The sequence below is a fragment of the Pseudomonas sp. Leaf58 genome (assembly GCF_003627215.1).
In the GTDB taxonomy this organism is placed as follows: Bacteria; Pseudomonadota; Gammaproteobacteria; order Pseudomonadales; family Pseudomonadaceae; genus Aquipseudomonas.
Genome location: NZ_CP032678.1, coordinates 44442 through 67189 on the forward strand (window position 1 = coordinate 44442; position 22748 = coordinate 67189).

The 22748-nt window shown below is 56.3% G+C and carries 21 protein-coding genes; 9 read left to right on the plus strand and 12 right to left on the minus strand.

Going from position 1 to position 22748, the window contains the following annotated elements; all coding sequences use genetic code 11:
* Positions 1 to 116 precede the first annotated feature (116 nt).
* From dnaE to DV532_RS25415, 3 genes are all read left to right on the plus strand, one after another.
* On the plus strand, positions 117 to 3731 hold the full coding sequence (gene dnaE, locus DV532_RS25405) for a DNA polymerase III subunit alpha (protein ID WP_056799996.1): 3615 nt from the start codon (positions 117 to 119) through the stop codon (positions 3729 to 3731).
* Positions 3731 to 4336, plus strand: coding sequence for a hypothetical protein (locus DV532_RS25410; RefSeq protein WP_056799993.1), 606 nt, complete (start codon positions 3731 to 3733; stop codon positions 4334 to 4336). The genes dnaE and DV532_RS25410 overlap by 1 nt, the downstream gene beginning before the upstream one ends.
* A 107-nt stretch (positions 4337 to 4443) precedes the next feature.
* Positions 4444 to 5523, plus strand: a complete 1080-nt coding sequence (locus DV532_RS25415; RefSeq protein ID WP_056799991.1) for a hypothetical protein — start codon at positions 4444 to 4446, stop codon at positions 5521 to 5523.
* Positions 5524 to 5554: 31 nt separating this feature from the next.
* Here DV532_RS25415 and DV532_RS25420 read toward each other — a convergent pair whose 3' ends face one another.
* Positions 5555 to 6103: a hypothetical protein gene (locus DV532_RS25420; RefSeq protein ID WP_056799990.1), complete on the minus strand. Its 549-nt coding sequence runs from the start codon at positions 6101 to 6103 to the stop codon at positions 5555 to 5557.
* Positions 6104 to 6284: 181 nt separating this feature from the next.
* Here DV532_RS25420 and dnaG point away from each other — a divergent pair, with 181 nt between their 5' ends.
* From dnaG to DV532_RS25435, 3 genes are all read left to right on the plus strand, one after another.
* Positions 6285 to 8147 (plus strand): DNA primase, encoded by a 1863-nt coding sequence (gene dnaG / locus DV532_RS25425; RefSeq protein ID WP_082476863.1) that lies wholly within the window; start codon positions 6285 to 6287, stop codon positions 8145 to 8147.
* A gap of 56 nt (positions 8148 to 8203) precedes the next feature.
* Entirely contained in the window at positions 8204 to 10519 is a 2316-nt protein-coding gene (locus DV532_RS25430) for a DEAD/DEAH box helicase (protein WP_056799985.1), read from the plus strand.
* Between the two features lie 298 nt (positions 10520 to 10817).
* A complete protein-coding gene (locus tag DV532_RS25435) occupies positions 10818 to 12023 on the plus strand; it encodes a hypothetical protein (RefSeq protein ID WP_056799975.1) in 1206 nt (401 codons plus the stop codon).
* 52 nt (positions 12024 to 12075) lie between these two features.
* Here DV532_RS25435 and DV532_RS25440 read toward each other — a convergent pair whose 3' ends face one another.
* Together DV532_RS25440 and DV532_RS25445 are read right to left on the minus strand one after the other, a co-directional pair.
* The gene (locus tag DV532_RS25440) at positions 12076 to 12549 is read right to left on the minus strand and encodes a hypothetical protein (protein WP_256659163.1); all 474 of its coding nucleotides are present in this window, start codon (positions 12547 to 12549) and stop codon (positions 12076 to 12078) included.
* The gene (locus tag DV532_RS25445) at positions 12480 to 13289 is read right to left on the minus strand and encodes a hypothetical protein (RefSeq protein WP_056799970.1); all 810 of its coding nucleotides are present in this window, start codon (positions 13287 to 13289) and stop codon (positions 12480 to 12482) included. The genes DV532_RS25440 and DV532_RS25445 overlap by 70 nt, the downstream gene beginning before the upstream one ends.
* Positions 13290 to 13411: 122 nt before the next feature.
* Here DV532_RS25445 and DV532_RS25450 point away from each other — a divergent pair, with 122 nt between their 5' ends.
* Positions 13412 to 14218, plus strand: a complete 807-nt coding sequence (locus DV532_RS25450; RefSeq protein ID WP_056799968.1) for an EAL domain-containing protein — start codon at positions 13412 to 13414, stop codon at positions 14216 to 14218.
* 15 nt (positions 14219 to 14233) lie between these two features.
* Here the strand turns inward: DV532_RS25450 and DV532_RS30455 are convergent, their stop codons facing one another.
* From DV532_RS30455 to DV532_RS25485, 9 genes are all read right to left on the minus strand, one after another.
* Positions 14234 to 14536, minus strand: a complete 303-nt coding sequence (locus DV532_RS30455) for a hypothetical protein (RefSeq protein ID WP_156675982.1) — start codon at positions 14534 to 14536, stop codon at positions 14234 to 14236.
* Between the two features lie 15 nt (positions 14537 to 14551).
* Positions 14552 to 14827 (minus strand): hypothetical protein, encoded by a 276-nt coding sequence (locus DV532_RS25455; RefSeq protein WP_056799964.1) that lies wholly within the window; start codon positions 14825 to 14827, stop codon positions 14552 to 14554.
* A gap of 177 nt (positions 14828 to 15004) precedes the next feature.
* The gene (locus tag DV532_RS25460) at positions 15005 to 15310 is read right to left on the minus strand and encodes a hypothetical protein (protein ID WP_056799959.1); all 306 of its coding nucleotides are present in this window, start codon (positions 15308 to 15310) and stop codon (positions 15005 to 15007) included.
* 64 nt (positions 15311 to 15374) lie between these two features.
* Complete coding sequence (locus DV532_RS30460; RefSeq protein WP_162948988.1) at positions 15375 to 15548, minus strand: hypothetical protein; 174 nt, start codon at positions 15546 to 15548, stop codon at positions 15375 to 15377.
* A complete protein-coding gene (locus DV532_RS25465) occupies positions 15545 to 15793 on the minus strand; it encodes a hypothetical protein (RefSeq protein WP_120715401.1) in 249 nt (82 codons plus the stop codon). The genes DV532_RS30460 and DV532_RS25465 overlap by 4 nt, the downstream gene beginning before the upstream one ends.
* A 3-nt stretch (positions 15794 to 15796) precedes the next feature.
* The gene (locus tag DV532_RS25470) at positions 15797 to 18433 is read right to left on the minus strand and encodes a DNA topoisomerase (RefSeq protein ID WP_056799955.1); all 2637 of its coding nucleotides are present in this window, start codon (positions 18431 to 18433) and stop codon (positions 15797 to 15799) included.
* Positions 18430 to 19173: a lytic transglycosylase domain-containing protein gene (locus DV532_RS25475; protein WP_082476861.1), complete on the minus strand. Its 744-nt coding sequence runs from the start codon at positions 19171 to 19173 to the stop codon at positions 18430 to 18432. Before DV532_RS25475 ends, DV532_RS25470 begins: the two co-directional genes overlap by 4 nt.
* A gap of 18 nt (positions 19174 to 19191) precedes the next feature.
* Positions 19192 to 19638 (minus strand): DUF1064 domain-containing protein, encoded by a 447-nt coding sequence (locus DV532_RS25480; RefSeq protein WP_082476859.1) that lies wholly within the window; start codon positions 19636 to 19638, stop codon positions 19192 to 19194.
* 2 nt (positions 19639 to 19640) lie between these two features.
* Positions 19641 to 19937, minus strand: coding sequence for a hypothetical protein (locus DV532_RS25485; RefSeq protein ID WP_056799949.1), 297 nt, complete (start codon positions 19935 to 19937; stop codon positions 19641 to 19643).
* A 200-nt stretch (positions 19938 to 20137) separates the two neighbouring features.
* Here DV532_RS25485 and DV532_RS25490 point away from each other — a divergent pair, with 200 nt between their 5' ends.
* Together DV532_RS25490 and DV532_RS25495 are read left to right on the plus strand one after the other, a co-directional pair.
* Entirely contained in the window at positions 20138 to 22246 is a 2109-nt protein-coding gene (locus DV532_RS25490) for an ATP-dependent helicase (protein ID WP_056799946.1), read from the plus strand.
* A gap of 188 nt (positions 22247 to 22434) precedes the next feature.
* Positions 22435 to 22746: a hypothetical protein gene (locus tag DV532_RS25495; protein ID WP_056799943.1), complete on the plus strand. Its 312-nt coding sequence runs from the start codon at positions 22435 to 22437 to the stop codon at positions 22744 to 22746.
* Positions 22747 to 22748: the final 2 nt, after the last annotated feature.

Sequence of the window (22748 nt, forward strand, 5' to 3'; positions counted from 1 at the left end):
ATACGTCGTATCGGTTTCGGAGTATATTGGTTGCGTCGGGAAAGTCAATTAATGCTAAAATCGATTATTGCCGGGGCTAAGCAAGCCGCCCAAATGACAGCGCCAGGAGTTGCCACGTGAGTTTTGTCCACCTTTCCGTTCATTCAGAATATGCCCTGCATGACTCCCTGGTGCGGGTCAAACCATTGATGGCAAGGGTCAAAGAGCTTGGGCAGCCGGCCATCGCCATCACTGACCCGAGCAACCTGTTTGCCACCGTCAAGGCCTACTTGCTCTCGATGGAAAAAGGGGTCAAACCCATCGTTGCCGCCGAGATCAAGGTTTCCACGCCGCGCTACCCGTCCTCGACGCTGAGCCTGTACTGCCGCAACGGCGAAGGATACCGTGCCCTGTGTGAAATCATTTCCCGTGGCTATACCGAAGCACCCCGTGACAAGGACAACCATCCAGTCATACCGCTGGAGTGGCTCGATGGCAAAACCGACCATCTGATTGCCCTCTCTGGAGGCAGGGAAGGCGAAGTGGGCCGTCTGCTGATGAGTCAGCGCATGCCTGCCGTCAAAGAGGCCCTGGCCGACTATCAGCTGCTCTTCCAGAACAACTTCTTCATCGAGTTGCAGCGGATCGGTCACGTCGCTGACGATCGCTATGTGCGTGAGGCCGTCAACCTAGCCATTGAACACGCCTTGCCGGTGGTCGCGACCAACCCGACCCGATTCCTCGACACCGCCGATTTCGGTACCCATGAGGTGCGTCTGGCGATTGCCCAGGGTCGTACGGTGCGGGCACTGCGGGATGACCTGAATGCCCCTTGTACGCCACACCAGTACCTCAAGTCATCTGAAGACATGATTGAGTTGTTTTCCGACATTCCGGAGGCGATCACCAACACGCTGAAGATTGCCGGGATGTGCAACGTGGACTTGACCCTGGGCAAGAGCTTCCTGCCGGCGTTTCCAGCGCCGAACAAGATGACCGAGGCGGACTACCTGCGAAAGTCCTCCATCGAAGGCCTTGAGGTGCGCCTGCGGTACAACTTCAAGACCCCCGAAGCTATCGCCGAGAAACGACAGACCTATGAGGATCGCCTGAATTTCGAACTCAAGGTCATCAACGACATGGGCTTCCCCGGCTACTTCCTGATTGTGGCCGACTTTATTCGCTGGGCGAAGGAAAACGACATTCCAGTGGGCCCAGGTCGCGGATCGGGTGCTGGTAGCCTGGTCGCCTACGCTCTGGGCATTACCGACCTTGATCCTTTGCCTTACGACCTGCTGTTCGAACGCTTCCTGAACCCCGAGCGGGTTTCGATGCCCGATTTCGACGTCGACTTCTGCATGGACAAACGCGACCAGGTTATCAAGTATGTCTCCAATGCCTATGGCCATGATTCGGTGTCGCAGATCGTGACCTTCGGCAGCATGGCAGCCAAGATGGTGGTGCGGGACGTTGCCAGGGCCCTCGGCTACCCCTATCGGGTTGGCAACACCTTGGCCAACCTCATTCCCAAGGAGCCTGACATCACCCTCGAAAAGGCCCTCGCTCGCGACATGACCCTCAAGGTGCTACTGGAGACCGACCAGGAGTCGCAAAACGTCTGGTTCCATGCTACCAAGCTCGAAGGTGTTACCCGGCAAACCGGCAAGCACGCAGGCGGCGTGGTCATTGCCCCGACGAAGCTGTCCGACTACACCCCGGTGCTCTGCGAGCCGGACGGCTCAGGCCTGGTCTCCCAGTATGACAAGGATGATGTCGAGAAGGTGGGCATGGTGAAGTTCGACTTTCTTGGCCTTCGCAACCTGACCATCATAGACCATGCGATGAAAAGCATTAATGCCCGACGCCGCCAAGAAGGGGTTGATGCACTCGACATCAATGCCATCGACCTTGCCGACAAAGCCACCTATGAAATGATCCAGCGCTGCGAGACCACGGCGGTCTTCCAGCTAGAGTCGAGTGGCATGAAGAATCTGATCAAGCGTCTTCAGCCCGACTGCTTTGAAGATCTGATCGCCCTCGTGGCGCTGTTTCGTCCTGGCCCGCTGCAATCGGGCATGGTGGATGACTTCATTGACCGCAAGCACGGGCGAGCCGAACTGTCCTATCCGCACCCTAACTATCAGTACCAAGGGCTCAAGCCAGTGCTGGAGCCAACCTACGGCATCATTCTATACCAGGAACAGGTGATGCAGATCGCCCAGGTAATGGCTGGCTATACCCTGGGTGGCGCGGACATGCTGCGTCGGGCCATGGGCAAGAAAAAGCCCGAGGAAATGGCCAAACAACGCGGAGGGTTCATTGAAGGCTCCGTCAAGAATGGTATCAGTGAGTACCTGGCTGGCAACATCTTCGACCTGGTGGAAAAGTTCGCAGGCTACGGCTTCAACAAATCGCACTCTGCCGCGTATGCCTTGATCGCTTACCAGACCGCCTATCTGAAAACCCACTATCCAGCGGAATTCATGGCCGCCGTACTGTCTTCAGACATGGACAACACGGACAAAGTCGTGCGCTTTCTCCACGAATCGAAAAAGATGGGACTCACTATCCGCACCCCGGACATCAACAAGTCCGAGTGGAGCTTCACCACCCATGACGGTGAGATCGTCTATGGCATGGGGGCGATCAAGGGGTTTGGCGATTCGGCTGCCAAAACTATCCTGGATGACCGAAAGAAGAACGGCCCGTTCCACAACCTCATTGACTTCAACCAGCGTAACAAGGTCGGCTCTGCCGCCGTGAACGCCTGTATCCACGCCGGCATGTTTGACTACACCGACATAGCGCGTCAGGAACTGTTGGAGATCGCGCCGCTGGCTATGGCTGCCGGCAAGCAGGTGCGCAAGAATACCAATCAGGGGATGTTGTTCGACATGGAAATCCCCGTGATGCCACGGGCGGAGTTCATCCCGGTGGATGACGAAGTCCGCTTGGCTGGGGAGCGCAAAGTACTTGGACTTTACCTCACCGGGCATCCCTACGATCGGTACCGCGAGAGCCTCAAGAACTCGCTCACGGCGCAACTCATCGAGATCGCCGAAAGCGCCGAGCAGGACACCGTTGAAAATCCCCAGGCTCGCAACAAGTACAAACACGTGAGCGTGGCAGGCTTGATCAGCGATATCGACCCGCGCAGCAATTCCAAGGGCACCTATGCGTTCTTCAAACTCGATGATGGTACAGCCCAGCTGGACTGCATGATCTTCAACAAGCCTTACCACGAGTACCAGGCCTTCATGACCCCGGACAACCTGGTGGTCATGCATGGTGTGGTGCGCATCAACCCGAAAACCAACGGTGCGTCGCTGATCATTGACCGCGTACAGCCGCTGGAATCGTTCGTGGACACTCAGCCTGGCACCATCATCGTCGAGCAAACCAGCATCGCCTCCGTGCTCGGCCTGATGTCTGCGCACGACTCCAATGGCGAGGAGGGTAACCTGCAGGTAGCCGTGCGCAATGCCGAGGGTGACCTGATCGATGTGCCAGCACTGCCGATCAGCCGCAAATCCAAAACCTTGGCCATGATCCAGAAGCGTTTTGGGGATAAAGTCAGCATCTCCTACAGCAAATCCATGGGTCGCGCCATGCCGCGCAAGGACGCAGTCGACATCGAGGCCGAAACCGAAATCGAAGATCTCTCCAGCCATCTCTCTGAGCTTCGTGAGAAGCTGGAGCGCAGCCTCAGTGCCGCGAAGGCGGCAATGACCGATTCGATGGAAATGTCCTGATGGATGCCCTGCGAAACTACCGGGTGCACGATCCGCAGGACAAGGCGCGCTACTGCAAGGAAGGTGAGCTTCGGGAACAACGGTTTATCAAGATGATGAACGAGCAAAGCCACCTGACCCTGTGGGCCAACCCGGAAAAGACGGCGACGCCCAAAGGCAAATACGCCGCTGACTTGTGGGTGCCTGGTTATGGTTATTGCGACCTCAAAACCCAAGAAACCCCCTTTTTCAGATCGAAATCAAAATCCGGCATCCCGCCCGAAAAAGCCGTCACCTTCAATTCCAAGGATCTCGCCCGGTACCAAGAAATCTACGAAAATATCGGGATCTTCTTTTGGGTCAATTGGGTCAATAACGTGCATGACAGGTTTGGCACCTGCCCGTACCGATGGGGCGTGTATTTTATCCGGCTCCATGAGATCTACGAAATCATCAATTCCAATGCCACGGCAAGCCATGCTTATCTAGGCAGGCAGGAAACCGACAGCGATCACTTCCTGGCAACCAAGGGCATGAACCGTGAGGGCAATGCCCTGGACAGCTGGTTGTTGAATGTCGACTGGATGGAGCCGATCCTGGTCAGTCAGCATAACCCTTGGAATTAACAGCGTTATTTATACCGTATATTGACATAAGTGCGCAGTGCTTGTAGATTTTATGCAATGACTGGCAAAAGCCGGCATCCATAATAATAAGAAAAAACGAGCCCGCCATGACCTCCTTTCGCGCCGAGATGCACAATCTTTTCCTGGCTGCCATTCCTGCAGACCAGCTGAATAATCGCAATATCAACATCACATTCCAGCATTACGGCTGGGATGGGAAAGGTGGGCGCAGCATGCAGGATGTGGGTGAAGAATATTTCCTGACCCGTGAGCGTGTCAGACAGGTCGCCACAAAATGCTCCAGGCAAATGGCCGAACAGGCTGATAAGCACCTTTCCACGTTACCCGGAATGCTGTCCATCATCAACCAAATGGCGCCGGCTAAAGCCGAACGCATTGAAGCGCATTTGCGCGCACATGGCCTGGGCGATGATGCGCTGGAGGGTGTGCTCAACGCGGCGAAACAGTTCAATCGGGTTGGCAAACACTTGCGGGTAGCCACCGAGTTCAACCAGCGCTTTGTGATTCTGCCTGACATGGAGGGCTCCGCAGCCAAGGTGCTGGCCAAGGCCAGAAAGCTGACCAGCAACGTCGGCATGACCGCTGTTCGTGACCTGCTTCCCTATGTTCCGGGCATACCTGAGCGCCAGGCACTGGACTACATCCGCGATGTCATCGCCATTCGCGAAGATGCCGTCTGGCTGGATGAGGGCAAGAACTGGGTATGGTTCAGTGAAACGCCAAGAAATCGTCTGATTACCTGCCTGCACCGTATGCTCAGCACCTTCTCCAGCGTAACCCTGGAAGGCATACGCCAAGGTGCCAATCGCTACTACCGCAAAGGTGCAAAGACGCCTGCCGAGCTGTTGGCGCCACCGGCAGTGATCAAGAGCTTCCTGCTCTCCTGGGGTCAGGCCACCTGCTCCGATGCCGGCATCGTTCGCAAAAGTCCGAACTTCAACCCAAGCAAGGAGGTTCTGGATTTCGAGCGCCTGATTGTCGACTACATCATCAGCCGACCAGGCAAGGTGGCCAGGGAGAAGGAGTTGGAAAACATGCTGGTACCCGAAGCCGAAGACAAGACTCCCCACCCCAAAAAGCGCAATTTCTCCAATGCGCTAAACTACTCCCCCCTGATCAGCAAAGGCCGAAATCGTGGCGAGTACATCGCCAACGGCGCCATCTAGTCCCCCAAGGGCAAGCCCTGCTGGCCTTTGGTCAGCAGGAAGCGTCGATTCTCTCTGGAGCAGCATGCGCCCAGGCGATACGCGCATTTTTACAGGTCGTGGAGAACTCGTAAAAGGAGCCCTCCAGCCGAAGCTCCACGATCTGCTTAAGCTCGGTCGCCAGCAGGCGAAGTTCGAGCAACGGCTCCTTCTGTTCATGTGCACCACTTGCCTGGAAGGCGTCTTCAGCTTGAGCAAAGGCTTGGCGGACGGCGAAGGGATTGGGGTGACCGCTGATGACATCATCGAGCACATTCAAAACTGAACAGAATCGCCCATCATTGACGTGAATGAAGACCTCCATGGCTTTCACCAGCTGTCGAAGCTCCTTGCCACTCAGCGACACGAGATGGCCCGACAGCCGCCTCACCGGGGCCTGTGCTGGACTCAATTGCCCCCAGAGCGCCTGGATGGCGGTTGTTTGCTCCACATGAGGGCAGCGCAGCCAGATCTGCGGATGACCGGACTGCAGGTCAGAGAGCCTGTCCAGGCAGTGTTGCAATGTCGGCACGATCGACGGATTGAATTCGATTTTGAACATAACGCCCGCCAGAAATTCAGTAATGGATGGCTGAATGAGGTTGAAGAATACAGCCGGCCAGGCCGGCAGCGGGCCGGCCTTGTCGTTTTGTCAATAAATTGGTTGTGCGGATGATAGGAGGCTGGACAGCGCAGTGTCAATATATTATAAAAACGATCTTGAAAATCCAGGTTCACATGCCATGACGACTCCCAATGGTGGGGCCAAGCGGCCTCTCGATCGCATTCCTCAGACTGTCCTCGATGACATCGTCGATCAGAACGACTTGCTCGAAATCATCGGAAGACACATTCCCCTGAAGAAGCAGGGCAAGGACTACGTGTCCCTTTGCCCCTTCCATAAGGAGCATTCGCCGTCATTTTCGGTGTCCCCAGGTCGCCAGTTCTATTACTGCTTCGGCTGTGGCGCCAGTGGCAATGCCCTGGATTTCATGATGGCCTTTACCGGTCGATCGTTTATCGCGGTCGCCCAGGACTTGGCTGAAGACGTTGGAATTGACCTCAAGCCGTACCTTCGCTCAGCCAAGAAAGAGCAGCTGGACTTCCAGATGCTGCCGGCCATGAAGGCTGCCAATGATTATTTCGTTCAAGAGCTGTCTCGACCCGGTGACCATGCCCGCACCGCCCTGGAGTACCTGGCGTCACGGAGCATACCCCTTGAAATGATCGAGCGCTTTTCCCTTGGGTTTGCCGGATATGGCAAACACACCGTGGACAATCTAGTCGAGCACCAGGCGGCGCTGATTGAGGGCGGCGTGCTGGAGCAGAGCGAACGAGGCGTGTTCTCATTGTTCCGCGATCGACTGGTGATGCCGGTGCGGGACATGAAAGGCAAGCCCATCGGACTCTCCGGGCGCACCCTGCGGGCGGATGCGAAGCCCAAGTACCGCAACTCCAAGGAAAGCGCGCTGTTCTCCCGCAATAGCGTACTGTACGGGCTGTACGAGTCACTCAAGGCCTTTGGCAATCAGAATCGCCTTGAGCGCCTATTCATCGTGGAGGGGCAGTTCGATGTAATCGCCCATCACCTGATCAACCTGGCTGCCGCTGCCGCCATGGGCTCGTCGATGTCAGTCCATCAGCTGCGCTTGCTCTTGCGTTACACCAAGCATGTGACCTTCATTTTTGATGGTGATGCTGCAGGCATCAAAGCCTTGGTGCAGGTCGGCTCCTTGCTGCTGGAGAACATCACCGATCACGAAGTGGTCTTCGATGTGATCCTGCTGCCCGAGGGGGAGGATCCGCACAGCCTGGTCATCAAGGATCCCGAGGCGTACCAGGGTATCCTGGCACAGCCATTGGACTGGCTGGATGCCATGCTGCACAACTTGCCTGAAGCCAAGGATCTGGTCAGCGACCGAGGCCGCGCCGAATTCGCCAGCAAGGCCATTGAGCTGATCCATGAGACGCGAGACCCACTCCTCCGGCACCAGGCTCTGGAGCGCGCTGCTTCGATCTGTGGGATGCCTGTTGAAGCCCTGAGGGAGCGTCTGGTGTCGATGCCAACGGCCCGCAGCGCCTACGTCAAGCCGGAGAATGTCCTCAACGACAATGCCCTTCGACTGACACGAATCCTCTGGGATGAGCCGTTGTGGGCAGAAGACATGATCCATGATGAGCTGTGGAAAGCCGAAGGCGACGAGCTGATCCAGACACTGGTGGACTGGAAGGTGGAAATGCTCAAGGGTGAGCTGGATCTGTTGCCCAGCCATGAAGACCATTTGAAATTGGAAGAGAATCCCTACTACGCTCCGAAACTGGAAGTGCAGTGCCGCCAGCGCGGCGCGGCGGCCTCATTGGGTCGACGCTTGGGTGGACTGCAAAATCCGGCGATGATGGCCGCGCTGATGCGTGATGAGCCGGAGACCAGTCGCAGCACTGCTCAACATCTGATCCAGCACATTACGGGTGTGTTTGCCGCCCAGGCGATGCAAAAGCTGTCAAATAAGGCTGCACTGACGGGCCTGACCAGTGATGATCAGATGGTATTTGCCAATTTACACAAAATCCGAAGAGAATCTGTGATTCGGACGAAAAATGCATAACCCGTTTTAAGCAATATGTGTCTAAAATAGGGGATGGAAAAGGGTAGGTTACGATAATGACTGATGCATTTAAGAAGATGATGTGGCGCCTCAACACCCTCGACATCGAGGAGCCTTGGGAGCTGCTGATCAATTTGCCTCAATATTATGATGACTTCACCGTTCCCCTGAAAAGCATTCCAGCGGTAATGCGCCTGGATCTTGGGGCGACCTTCTACGCCGCCCTGAAGCTGGTGGGCGTCAAGCATTCGGACACCATCCGCGCTGAAAAACTCGCGAAGGGAATGCTGGCGCCGGAGCCCAAGCGTGAATACATGCGCATCGATTTGAGCGATGGCATGCGCTCCATTTCGGTGTTTACCTTCAGCAAGCTCAAGGAATGGGAGTATGCCCAAACGGGCTCGATCGGCCAGATCATCCATGTGTCCGGAAAGGTAACGCTGGATAAGCGCGATGAAAGCAAAACCCTGGGCAACCTTGAGCTTGTCCCGGTAGGTGATCGAAACCGCATCGTGGCACGGTACCGAGGCAAGCCAGGCGTCATTCAGCCCTCCAAGGTTGCAGAGCTGACGAAAATTGCCGCCCTGAATTACCCGCAGGAGGCTGTCGAGCACATGCTCGATGAGCTGGGGGTGGATGAGATGACCGTCCTGACCCATTGCCGCATTCCCTTCAACAGCCTCAAGCACCTGTTGATGACCTTGCACAATCCGCGACTGCCGGATGACCTGGAGAAGGCCATGCAGGCTGCGCGGCGACTCAATGCCTACTATGGCATTCGCAAGGCGATGGCGGCCACCAAGCGCGCTCCCAATCCGGATGCAGCCCTACCTGTCGATCGGGCGCTGATCAAGGCGCTGGTCGAGCAGCACCCCTACACACCAACACCTGATCAGCGCCGGGCAATCTGGGACGTCATCCAGGACTTTTCCCAAGAAACGCCAATGGATCGACTGCTCTCGGCGGACGTGGGCAATGGCAAAACACTCGCTTACGGCATTCCCTCTGCCTACGCGTGCTCGCTGGGCAAGAACGTGGTGATCATGTTGCCGACAGAGCCGTTGGCTGACCAGGTGGCCAAGAACATCCGCAAATGGTACCCCTCCCTCAACATTCACCTGGTTACGGCAGGTTTCAACGCGGAGGTTGCTGAGGGGTCGATGTTGATCGGTACAACAGCGATCCTCTCTTGGTTGAAGAAAAATCCGCACTGGAAGGTGTTCTTTGCAGTGACTGACGAGCAGCAGAAAATGGGTACTGTGCAGCGTGAGTCGATCAGCAGTCTGGGCACGCACGTGCTGGAAGCCACGGCAACCCCGATTCCGCGCACCATGGCGCAAACGATGTTTGGCAACAAAAAGATTACCGTGATCAAGGATTGTCCCGTCAAGAAGTCAATTCAGACGCAATTGATCGGCAACACGATTCCGGAAAAGCGGATTGTCATGGATCTGCTGTACAAGCGCGTGGCGGCAGGTGACCGGGTGGCCCTGATCTACCCCCTAGTGGCCGAGCAGAAAGCCTTCTTCTATCACGTGAAAAGCGATGACCTGAAGGAGGCGGAAAAGATCTGTGCGGTGTTGAAGAAGAAATCCGGATTCTCGGTGAAAAACCTGACAGTCCACACAGAATCCTCGGAAATGTTGGCTGGCATCGACCGGACAATTTCGGAAGGCTATGTGGTGGAGCTGCACGGTGAGGACGATGCCCACAATCGACTGACCAAGCGCTTCATGCAAAAACTGGGCGAAGTGGCAGTTTCCCTCGAATACCTGGGATCGCAAGTCGATGAAGACCTGACCTTGCGTAACCAGAAAACCATCCTTCAGGGTGCTGCCAAGTGGGAAAAACTCAAGCCCAACCGTGTCGCCGTGATTCACGGTCGATCCAAGCGCGATGAAAAAACCACCATTATTGACCTAATGAACGCCGGGGAAGCGGATGTCCTGCTGGCCACGACCCTGATTGAGATCGGGGTGGATATCGCCGACCTCAGAGCATTAGGGGTTATTGATGCCGATCACCTAGGGGCATTTACCCTGCACCAGCTGAGAGGGCGGGTGGCCCGTAATGGCGGCGAAGGCGATTTCTTCATGATCGCCAGTTCACCACTGGATGATTTGGATCCGGTGGCGTTGAACCGATTGAACTTATTGGTCAAATACACGTCTGGCGATGACATTGCCCTGTACGACATGGAGCAAAGAGGCTTTGGCAACCTGGCTTCGGGCGGCAAGTCGCAGAAAGGATTCGAGAACGGTCTGTTCCCGCAGCTCAAGCTTTCCCCATCCGAATTGGATCAATTCCTGCGGGAGATGGAGCGTGACCTGCGTCAAGCGAGGGCGCAGAAAGAGGGCGCTCTCGCCCCCTAAGGGGCGCAGTAGAGCGGCTAGCCTACTCCAATAGTGCCATTACTATGACGTCGTTCACTTGACTGTCAGATCCTTCGGGTTTCTATCAAATTGTGCTTGACGAACCCCTCACTTAACGGTATAAATTGATCCAAGTGAAGGCGAATTGCCAAAACGGCAAGGGTTACGCGAAGTGACTCACGCATTTTAAAAGGTCTTACCCCAATCGATTAAGAGTCTGTCATCCATCTGTTGAGACGCCCGTTGATGACAGGGGTCTGGAAGACAAAGGCTCGATGGATTGTAAATCGGAGGCATCATGAACACTCGCACTGATAGCAAATCGAATACCCTGGAATCCCGTGAGGCCTTGATCGCCCAGCTGGACGCCCTGGAGCCCGTTTGCGCGGATCTTTTGGCGGTCATGCCAGCCAGCGGCAAAGAACTCGCGGCCAAAGACATCCAATTTGTGCGTCGTGACCTCCTGAAGGCTCACAACAAAGTTGTGGAGCTGGAGACCCTGTATGTCGAGACCCTGGGTCTGGACTTTGTTTCTGAGGATGAAGCCCCGTTCATCACACAGGTTGCCGATGATCGCAAGGTCGCCACCGACGACTACTTCCGTGCCTTGCAACTGGAGTCCAAGCTGCAGAGCGCCTACCGCGAATTCTCGTCGCAGATGACGCCCGCCTCGCTGGCGCCGCTGAGCAGCAAGCTGGAGGACATCAAGGTGATTCGCCAAGGGCTGTTCGCCCTGTACTGGGCGCTCCCGGATCTGGGCATGACCTATGACGAGTGGAATTCTCTGAGCCCACTTGCCCGTCGCGGCTTGCGCCCAATGGGGCGTCCAGCGCTGCCCCTGGAGTGCAAGATCACCCAGGCTCACTTGGAGCGTGACGCCCTGCTGGCGGAAGTGGATCGCCAGTCCGGTGGTGAGCTGAACACATTGGAAAAGGCTGTGGAGGGTGTCGTACTGTCGGCAGCAGGACGCCCGTCCATCAGTCCGATTGGCAAGGATGAGCGTGCCATTGGCAAGCTCAAGCGTGACCTCGCCGCACTGAAGCCAGAAGACTTCCCAAGCCCCGAGGAAGTGGCAAAACAGCCCCGGTTGGGTGACACCTATGATATGCGTGTTACCCGCATTAAGGGCAAGATTGCCGATCTGGAGGCGCGTGTTCGGGCAGCCGAAGACGAACTGACCGGTGTTGATAAGCTTCGTCGGCAATTCGAAAAGCTGCGTGCTCGTCACCGTGATCTGGTTCTGGCCGAGGCAAACACTAGCGGCAAAGAGCAGGCCAGCTTGCTGCTGGAAACATTGCAGAACGAATACAGCCAGCAGGTGGTGTTCGAGCAGATCCATCAGCTGGATCCGAATGCGAAGGAAACCTTGACCCACAAGGTCAACCCTCGCGAAACCAAGAGCCGCATTGCTCGACTGAAGATGAATGGCCAGCTTGATCGCGCTGAGCAGCTCATTCTTCAGCAGATCGCCGAGAAGATCGTCGGCAATCGCCGCAGCGCTTAAGGGGTGAGTCAGGCCTGCCTTGCAAGAGGCAGGTCTTTTTTATGCGTATTGATCAGCTTTTGATCTGGGGTGGGCGACGACTGGTGACGCGCAGGTTGTGGTCAGGCTGTTTCCACAGGTAGACCTGGCACCAGAAGGTTTTGGAAAAGATCACTGCCCACGGGGATGTCGCATCCTTGAGTCGGATGAGGGTGGCCCCCAGCCAGGCTGAAAGGCAGCTTAGCGCGCCGGCAGCGATGCTGATCCATAGCGGGAAGACCTCGATGCGGCCTTTGGCCAGCAGGTTGATGCCGATGGTCTGCAGTTCCTTGTTCCAGCCACCTGCGTTCGCTTCCTGCAGCCAGAGCAGGGGTAGGGTGGACTTCAAGACGATGGGGTAAGCGGCAAACGCCATGATCAGCAGCGCCAGGACAATCAGCCCCGAGCCGGTAATCACGCGCCACAGAGCCCTGCGCTTCAGTGCATATTCGTATTCAAGCTGCTCGCTGGATACAGCGCGTGCCGAACGTCCAGAGACATTTCCCATGTATTCACCTGTTCAATAGAAGACTGTAAATGATTGATTTCGATACTGCACAGCAGGCTTTGATGCTCATACTGAGCACCATGGGCCGTGCAGGAGGATCCGGTTACGATAATTCTGTTATGGCGTACATGATGGGTTGCTGCTGGTTTTTCCAGCGAAAATGCCGCGATGTTCTGGTGCACCCCTGGTGCAGGTCGCTGCGCACCCCCAGGAATCATGCCCAGGCACCTGAGCGTGTCAATGCGGCTCATAAACAGCTGCAAGCCCTGGGCGGAATTGGCGCTCTTCAAAAGCTCGCTGCGCGTATGTTCCCAAGGAATATCCTCGCGCATTGGTCTGTTACTAAAGACTATAAGGCCTTCCTCGGTCGACCACTCCAGGGCGACAGGCGCGCCCGCAAGGGCTCGCTGGAGCATTGCCTTTTCGTCACGACTCATGGCACCCAGCCATTGCCCGATCAGGGTGCCTTCGGCGGAATGGCTGCCCCGGTTCAGGCGATCCAGCACATGGGCTTCATTCGGCCCAAGCACCGCCTCCAGCCATGGTTGAGAAAGGTAGTAGTGAGCCTGGCGCGACGACGCGGCATAGCCTAGGAAATTCCCGAGTAGAACGACCTTGTCCAATTGTGGCTTAAAGGCAACCTGACGCATCCAGAAACCCAGCGCAGGGAAGTGGCCGAAAAGCTCGCCAATGACAAACAGCCGCCCGCCCGATTGCAGGGTGAGGGTCTTGGTGTGCATATTGTTTTCCTTGTTATCCAATATTTTGCTAAAGATTGACCGACTTCGCAATCTATCTTTGTCAATATAAGCATTACTGTGTTTCAATGGCTGTATTAGAGACCTGCTACATGAGGGGCACCATGGGGAGCCTGAAAGCGATTTTCTCAAAGCGGTTTGGTATGCAGTTTCAGCCCATTGTGGACATGAAAACTCTGCAGCTCACGCGCTATGAGGCCCTCATGAGGCCACTGAGCTTTACCGGGGATACCGAAGCCCTGGTGAATCGCATGGAAAAATCCGGCGAGATCAGTGAGTTCGATCTCTGGGTGCTCGACACCGTGATCAACACCCTGAAGCAGATCCCGGACGGGCCGGAAGTCGCGGTCAATCTGTCGGCCAAAAGCCTGTGCGACCCACTGTTCCATGAAGAAGCCAGCTGGCTCCTGTCGCGCAAGCCTAAGGACGTCAAAATCGAATTTGAAATCACCGAGTCTGAGCCTATTCGCGATATGCGCTTGGCCAGGGCCTTCGTCGATCTGGTCAAAGCACAGGGCTGCAAAGTCGGTCAGGACGATTTCGGTACCGGATACGCGAAATTCAGCGTGGTTCAGGACTTGAACCTGGACTACCTCAAACTGTCGGCCAAACTGACGACCGCCATCCAGACCAGTGCCTCGGCCCAGCGCCTGATTACCACGGCGGTAAATGCCTGCCATGCGCGGGGCATGAAAGTGGTGGCCGAGCACATTGACAACCCCATGCAATACGCCTGGCTTCGCGATGCGGGCATTGACCATGGACAGGGGTGGCTGTTCTCGAAGGCGGGCAAGGAGTTGCGCCGCGAGATGTGCTACAAGGAAACCTTGCGGGCAGCGGTCGAGAAAGATCGCGAGGGCGCTGCACCCAGTGCAAAAGTCATCACCTTTGGCTCGCTCAATCCGCCTTGAGTCGAGCTGGCTCCCTCAAGATGGATTTCGAAGAGAAAGGTGCCATGAGGCACCTTTAGCTTTGGGGAGGGCAGGTAATTGGCACAAGCCATTCAAAATAGCCTGGCGGATGCGCTCCATGTTGCCGTCCTTGTTGCGCCATATCCGGCCATTCGTGATGGCCGAGGCTGCCGAATAGCTATAGATAGGCAGCGATAGTTCATAGCTTTTTCCTTGGTATTCCACAGTGATCCGACACTTGTGGGTTTTCTTTGCATTGTTGCTATTTCTGCGAACACCCTGGAACTTGCTAATTTTCACATCTTCATGGATGGTCATACTAATTTCTTAGGGCTATGCTCCATGAGATGGGGAGCGGGTTTCTGACTTATCGCTTACCAGGGGGATTTTTTCGAAAAACATCTTACAAGCGATCAAGCCCAGGGTGGTGGATGATATCAGTGTGAAACCCAAGCTAAGAAATCGCAATTTGTGGAGTTCGTCATCTGGGCTCGCAGAAAACATAGCAATGGTGTGCAATACAAAGCCGATAACCGCTAGCACCTGAATGAGTAGTAAGAACCAATCGAGGCCTGATGGCTTAATCTGCGTATAATTGTTGGTTTGCATGAATTCCTCCGATGAGTTCAGGAAAGGCTTTCTCTCGCGAGCATGCTAGCAAAATACCTGTAAAGTGTCCCAAAATTGTCATCTAAAATCCCAATGCAGGCGTGAGAACACCCGGAAGATGATGGTTTTTCCGCTGTCACGGCGCCTGGTGGCTGACGGGGCTGAAGCGACATGCAGCTAGAGCTCGTGCGTAGGAGCCGGCTCTGGGGGAGTCGCTTCTTCGCCGTGCCGGCTGCTGTTTTTGCGTACAAACGGCTGTATCAGCCCCCGCCACAGCCCCAGCAGGTTGGTCAGGATGAAGCAGCTCTCCAGGAGCAGAAGACCCCACGCCTGGGTCATGACGGCAAACACCGACATGCAGCTGCTGCTGACCAGGAAGCTGATCCAGCCGTAGGGGGAGTACTTGGAGTGACTGGCGACCATGGCCGCGCCAGCGATACCGGTGGCGGCGCCCATCCATTCAAAAAACGTGTGCAGAAGCATGCAATCACCCACAAAAAAAGGCCCCAGTGGATGGGGCACCATTGAAAATAACGGGAGCGGGCGCTTAGGGCTGCAATGACGGCTCTGCCGCCCGCGACACCACACCATTGATCACGCCAAAGTGCTCCTCAAGGATTTGATTCATGCGCCGCCAGGCCTTGGGGCTGCGCTTTTCCATTTCGGCCAGGCCTGTGCCCAGACCACCGAGGGGAAACACCAGGGTGTATTTACGGCTCAATTTGTCAAATCCCGAAGAGCCTGTTCCACCGCCTTGATTTCATCGTCCTGGTCGGAGAAATACGCGGCATCATACCGAGCCGGCTCGCGCTTTGTGGGAACGCCAAACGCATTGGGCATCGGGCGAATGATAGCCTGACCGATTTTCTTGCCCTTGCGTCTCAGGTTGTCACCGAAGACAAAGATCTCATTCGGACGGCTCTGAACCAATTTAATGGTAAAGCGTTCTTCAAAGCGCACTTTCATGGGTTACCGGCGTGTGCCGCCTCCTGTTTTGCCTTTTGTGGCGGGCTTGCCAGATGACTTACTGCCGGAGCCACCCGTGCTGCCCTTTGTCTGGGCGTCGAGAAACGCCTTGCAGGCGTCCATACGCGTAAAGACATCATCGCTCGGCTGCTGATCCGCTGGCAACTTGGCCGCCAGGCTTTTCGCGAACTTGATCATGCTTTCCGTGGGTGGGGCACTTTTGTATTGCGCGTCGAGGGCGGGCTTGTGTTTTTCGATGTACTCGCTGGCCAGCTTGCCGCTGGCGCGGATTTCATCGGTCACCGCTACCCCGCAGGCTGCCTCGATCTTGGCCACCAGCCCCAGTTGCGCGGCGCTTGGTGGGTAGACGCCGCCGTTGCCCGCTTCGCCGCCTTCACGCTTGGGCATGTGCTCATCCAGGAAGGCCTTGGCTTTGGCCGGGTCGCTGAGGGCGCCGCTTGGCGGCTTGATGTTCTTGCGCTCGGCGATGTTCTTGATGGCCTGCTTCATCTTGTCTGTGACCACCGAGGGTGCACGCTCAAGCGGCTTCTTTTCCACGGTGGCGTACTTGTCGTTCATCCAGGTGACGTATTCCTCCAGGCCCACCAGGTTGTCCTCGATAAATTGGTCGCGCATGGCAATGGCCTGACGATCGTCTTCCAGCAATGCCAGCTCACCCAGCTTACCCTCCCACTGCGCTGTGGTTTCGATCCGGTGCATCCAGTCGTGGCCGCTGGTGCGCTGATAGTCGATCAGCTCCTTGCCTTTGGGGGCCAGGAACAGGGCACTTTTCTCGACCGTGATGTAGACCCTTGCCTTGAGGATCGGGATGATCGTGTCGCGGGTGGCCGGTGTGCCGATGCCCATGGGTTTGTCATCACCGCTGGCCACATACTTGCGTAGCACCGGATCGTCCACTTCGCGGGCCGCGTTCTTCAGGGCCTCTTCAAAGTTCTGTTCGGTGTAGCGCACAGGCGGCTTGGTCTTACCTTCCTTGAGCAGTACCTGCTCCAGCAGGGCTGGGTCGCCATTCTTGAGCTTGGGCAGTTCGGCGTTTTTCTCGGCGCCCACGTTCATGATGCCACGCCAGCCGAAATCGACGGTGCGCGCTGCCTTGGCCACAAACAGCGACTGATCGTTGCCGAGCATGTCGATGACTGGCACGGCGAAGGTGATCTTCTGGGTGGCCAATTTCACCGGGGGCAGCAGGGCCTGGATGAACTGCTGGGCAATCAAGGTGTAGGCCACCCGCATGTGCTCACCATTGTGGCGGATGCTGTCGCCGGTTTTCTTCTGTGGCGACATGTTGGCCAGCACCTGGGCATTCACGGCGCGCAGGGTGGGGATTAAGCCATGGTGCTCCAGTTTCTTGGTGGTAAAGCATTTTGGCTTGAAGGGCTTGTACTTGGGGTCATTGCCGTCGTGAATAGCCATGGCCTGTTGGGCGGCAGCAGCGAGCCCAGGCACATTCATCACAGACTTGATCAGTGGGTTTCGCTCGTTGGCCGGGTACAGGTTGGCCGGGAGCTCACCATGCGCTGTACGCGGGTAGGAGATGAAGCCTTGCGAGGCCAAGTCCTCGATCACCGTCTGGGCAATTTCACCTGTGATCTTGGTGGCTTTGATCAACGCCGATTTCGCGGCAACCAGGTCGAAGGTAATGGGCGGGTGCTGCTCGCTTGTGCCCTCGGAGTACTCCAGCACCTTGGACTGGGCGGCGTGTTGCTCAAGGCGTTTGACGAACTGTTGCACCTGTTGCTCGCCGGTAAACAACGGCTTGTCCAACTTGTTGTCACCATCATTGCCCTGTGGCTCCCAGGTGACGCCATCAATGACGTTCTCGGTCATCTCGCGGGTTACCTTGGGGGTGTATTCGGCGTTCAGCGAAATGCCCGAGGTGTTGAAGTCGCCGGAGATGTTGAAGAAGGTTTTCTGCACGAAGTTGCGGATCGCCTCCTCGCGCTTGTAGATCATGTACAGGGCGGCAGACTGCACGCGCCCCAGGGAGATCACGCGCTCGCGTGGCGATCCGCCGCGCCCCAGGTGATTGCCCAGCAACCCGTATTGGCCGTAGTGGCTGAACACGCGGGTGATGTACATGTAGGCATGATCGCAATGGGCGCGAGCTTCGGCAGCGCGGGCCAGCGACTTCTTTTCAAAGCCTGGCAGCAGGTTGGCCATGGACTTTTGCATACTGGCCGGGTCTTCACCGGAGGCAAGCCAGCAGCGGCGCACGCCCTTGTTCCAGTTCAGGTGCTCCAGGATCGACCAGCCGATGTATTCACCTTCGCGGTCGGCGTCCGTCGCCAGGATCACTTCGTCAGACTGGCTGAGGGCTTGCTGGATGATTTTCAGGTGATCTTCGACACGTCGACCCTTGTAGTCGGGCGCGTCGACGATGGGGCGCAGTTTTTTGGTGCGGGGGATGTTCTCCATCGCCCTGGGGTTGTTCCAGCCAAGGCCTGGCTGGATTTCATCCGGTGCAGGAAGGGTCAGCAGGTGTCCCCGCGCTGGCACCATGTGAACGGTGTTGCCCATCCACTGCCCCGAGAAGCCCAGGGCGCTCTTGCTCCAGCCCATCGCTGCAGCCAGCTTTATGGAAACAGAGTTCTTTTCGGTAATTACCGTGATGGTTGTCATTCAATGAACCTTAACATACGACGTTTATTGTTTATCGCCACAACCTCGACTTTCGGGGTGACTGCCCTGGGCGTCGTGCGAGCCATAGGGGTGGAGAATTGGGGTTGGTTGCCGCCCTGGATGGACTGCTCAAGCGCTGCAAGCGAGGGGACGCCCTTGTCGGTAAACACCATCACGCCGGGGGCGACAGGGGCGGGGGTGCTGGCGGCAGGGCTGCCCCACCCAGTCGTTCTGGGCATGGCGGATGCTTCTTTGGGAGTGCCGATGACGGAGGCCAGGTTGGAGTAGGCGGCGGCTATCTTCTTCAGGTAGCGGGTGCGAAATTTCGGGGTCTTTGAATGATAGTTGCCCACGGCCAGCCATGGCTTGCCGGGCACCTCACTCAGGCGTTTGGACAAGATCCAGGAGCCTGCCTGAATGTTCTTGCAAGGGTCGAACACCAGATCCTTCCAGCTGTAGCCCAGTTCGGCTTTGATGCTGGGCAGGTGCAGGGTGTTGACCTGCATAACACCCAGGTCGTAGGAGCCATTTGAATTGGGACTGATGGTGCCAACCCGACCGCCCTCGACCGCAATAATGGTCTTTAGCATCACGGGCTTTAGCTGGTAGCTTTGACTGGACTGATTGACGCATTGATTGAGCACCGCCATGGACACGGGCTCTTCTTTGAAAACACCTGCGTGGGCTAGCAGCGGGCTGCCAAGCAACATGGCAGTGCTGAGGATCAGTCTTCGAATCATGGTGGCTACCGATTATTATTATGGGGATGCTTTTTTCGGTTTTCTGACTCTACCTGTTTCCAGGATTTCGATGCCAAGAATGTCCCTCATCAGTCGACGCTTCAAACGGTACTCCGGGGTTCTAAACCCCTTGACGTCCTCAACGACTGTCACATCCTGTTTTTTGTAAACAAAATCAGCCACATAGGTGCATATGTGAATACCACCGGCTGTCAATTCGTAGGGCACCTGGCGCTGCAGATCAGTGATCTCACCTGCGCGCAGCATCAGTTTCAAGTTCAGATACCGCTGATACTCCATTTTGGAGTCGAAGCGGCCCTCACTGGTGGTGATGACAATGGCATTGAATTTGCCATTGCGCCCCTTTTTACCTTTCGCTGCCTGGCTGTTCAACTCACGAAATTTCGCGGCGCTCATGCGATTGTTCGGCGGAATGTCGGAGGAGGGGCTGGCCAGGCGGGACATGCTTACTCGCCTTCTTCTTCGTTCGACAGTGGCATCACCACTGGATTGCGGCCAGATTTACGACGCTTGGCATCTTCTTCACGTTGCCAGTCGTCCATGCAGTCTTTGTCGCACCAGCGCGGACGCTTGACCTTGGTTGGGTCTTCTCCCGCCGCAGGGGATGAATGAAGGGGTTCGTCACAAAAAAGGCACTTGCCGGTAGCTTTGGGTGAGTCAGAAACCTTTTTCCGCTGGGCTTCAAGGCTGCTCGCCAAAAAAGCTTCCTGGAACTCGCCTGCTACATCTGCTTCATCAGCCATTTCAAAAATCCGTTGTAAATCATATTGTTAGTAGGGATTCGATGGCTGATGCAGCCTTCGAGTAATGTATGTATTGACGTTTGAGCTGTCGACCCGGACAATCTGCCAGCCGAACTGATTCTTGTCAATATACGCTATAATTGAATTATGACCCAGACCTGGGCGAGAATAGAAGCATGAATGCACCAGCGGGAGCCGGCATGGCACAGGCGATTACACTCAAAGACATCGTGGCACTCGATAGCGAAGAAGAGCGCATCGAGCTATTGATGCAGGGGCTCAATGAGCGGCAGCGCGAATGCGCCATGACCCTCAATGGTGCAGTTGCGGCGATTGCTGGCCCAGGCGCAGGCAAAACCAAAACCTTGATCGTGCGTACCGCGCACCTGCTGATCAAGGATGTGCCGGCTACTTCGATCATGCTGGTGACCTTCACCAACAAGGGCTCCGATGAGATCAAGGAGCGCCTGGAGACCATGGTGGGCGAGGTCGCCCAGTACATCACCGCAGGCACGTTCCACTCGATCATCTACAAGGTGATTCTCAAGGCCAATGCCAACCACCCGTACCTGGAATCGATCGGCATCGATTTCAACGAGTGCACCATTTTCGATGAAAGCGAGTCTTCAACCTTGTTCGAGGAAGCTATCAAGCAGCTCGACAAGGATACCCAGGAAATGATCGACGAGAAGCGCTGGGCCAAGAAGATCGAGGAGCAAATGGCTGCGGCCAGGGCCAAAGGGCATACCGCCGAAACCTATGCGCGGGAGATGATCGGTTTTGGCGATCCTTCTGACGTGCTGTATCGCGTCACCAAGGATGCCTGGGATCAGTACACCCTGTTGTGCCGTTCGGCCAATGGCATCGACTTTGACGACATCCTGGTCGTGGCCAATCAGCTGATGATGCGTGACCCACGCCTTGGCCAGGAGTTGGCGGAGCGGTACCGCTACATGATGCTGGATGAATACCAGGACACCAACCCGGTGCAAATGCGGATCATGGATCAGATCGCCAGGCACCATGAAAACATCCTGGTGGTGGGTGACGAAAAACAATCGATCTATGGCTTCCGGGGCGCGGACATCCAGGTGATCTTGACCTTCATGCAGCGCTACCGCAAAGCGGTCAAGATCGACATGAACATCAACTACCGGTCAACCCCGGCCATCCTCGAAGCTGCCAACGTGGTGGCGGCCCGGATGAACCAGAAGCTCTCCGATGGCGCCGTGTACAAGGATCATGACCAGTATCCGCAAGGCGCACCGGTTTCGATCGTGGCCTTCGAATCGGACAAGCAGGAGGCCGATGTCATCGCCAGGGGGATCAAGCGTGATCTCGCCAACGGTATCCCAGGCAAGGAAATTGCGATCCTTTATCACTCGCGCCAGGCCAAGCCGGCGATTGAGCAGGCGCTCGTGCAGAATGCGATCAACTACCAGGTGGTGGGCGACATCGGCTTCTATCAGCGCGCCGAGGTGAAGAACGCCATCGCCCTGTTGCGCTTCACGTTCCGCCCTTGGGACTCCATGGCCGCGTGCCGGCTGCTCAAGTGCACCAGCTTTGGGGTGTCAGACAAGAGCGCCAAGAAAGCCATGGCCCAAGGCAAGACCGCGCACGCCTATCTAGTGGAGATGGCCGCGAAAACCAATGCCAAGAAAGAGCCCTCGGCAGTGTCACTGAAACTGGCCCCGCTGCTGGACTCGATGCTCGCCATCCGCAAGCTGGTGGCCTATGGCGAACACGTGGACTACATACGCACGGGCGTTGAGCGCCTGTGGGAAACCTACCTAGGCCCAGGCGTCCGCCGCGCTGCGGCACAGAAAGACAACGTGCCGCTGGACGATGCCATTGCCAACTCCCTGCAGAACGTCGCCTTCCTGCTCGACCGCTTCTTCCGCGAGCTGGAGGAAGGGCGCAAGCCCGAGGATATCCTCGAAGAGCTCAGCATGCTCGGCGACATGAGCCGGCAAACCGAAGCGGATCAGTTGCAGACCATCCGCATCATGACCATTCACGCCTCCAAAGGGATGGAAATGGGGCATGTGTACCTGCCGGCGCTGGACAAGGACACCACCCCCGGTGAAAAGGAGCAAGACAATGACGTCCTGGAGGAAAAGCGCCGGGTGCTGTATGTCGGCATGACCCGAGCGAAGCACAAGCTGGTGATGTCCTACGCCAAAACCAAGCGTAAATTCGGTCAGCTTATCGTCACCGAGATTTCGCCGTACCTCAAGGAAGTGTGCTCGGGGCTTGGCAAAACCCCCTTTAACTACAAAGCACCGCAGCAGGATGGCCCGAGTCGCTGATCACCGATTGGTTTACCTGAAAATTGGCTCCTTGGAGCCAATTTGCATTTCTGTGGTGCAGCCGCATGCGCGAAAATAGCGCCCCCCTGAAATACGAACCCTCATAAAATTGATTCAATCGATTAACATGCAAATTGACAAAATGGCAATTTACCTTATACTTTCAACATCACACTGGAGGATTCACCATGTCGACTACTGACGCTGCTGCAGACCTCAAGCAGGCTATTGAACTGGAGGGTCAAAATCAGGCGGATCTGATCCGTCTGGGTACCGAACTTCAGCATCACGAGGCTCAGGCTGCCGAGCTGGCGGCTCAGGCCAAGGCAGAAGGGTGCAACACCCTTGACGAGCTGCGTGCGCTGTTCACCACCGGCAATGCCGAAAACCTGCGGGCGGTCGCGGAATTCAAAAACACAGTCAGTGCCCGCCGCACCAAAATCAGCGAAATTCGAGACCAGCTCAACCGCCTGAATAACGCGCCTAGCGCTCGGGGGTAAGC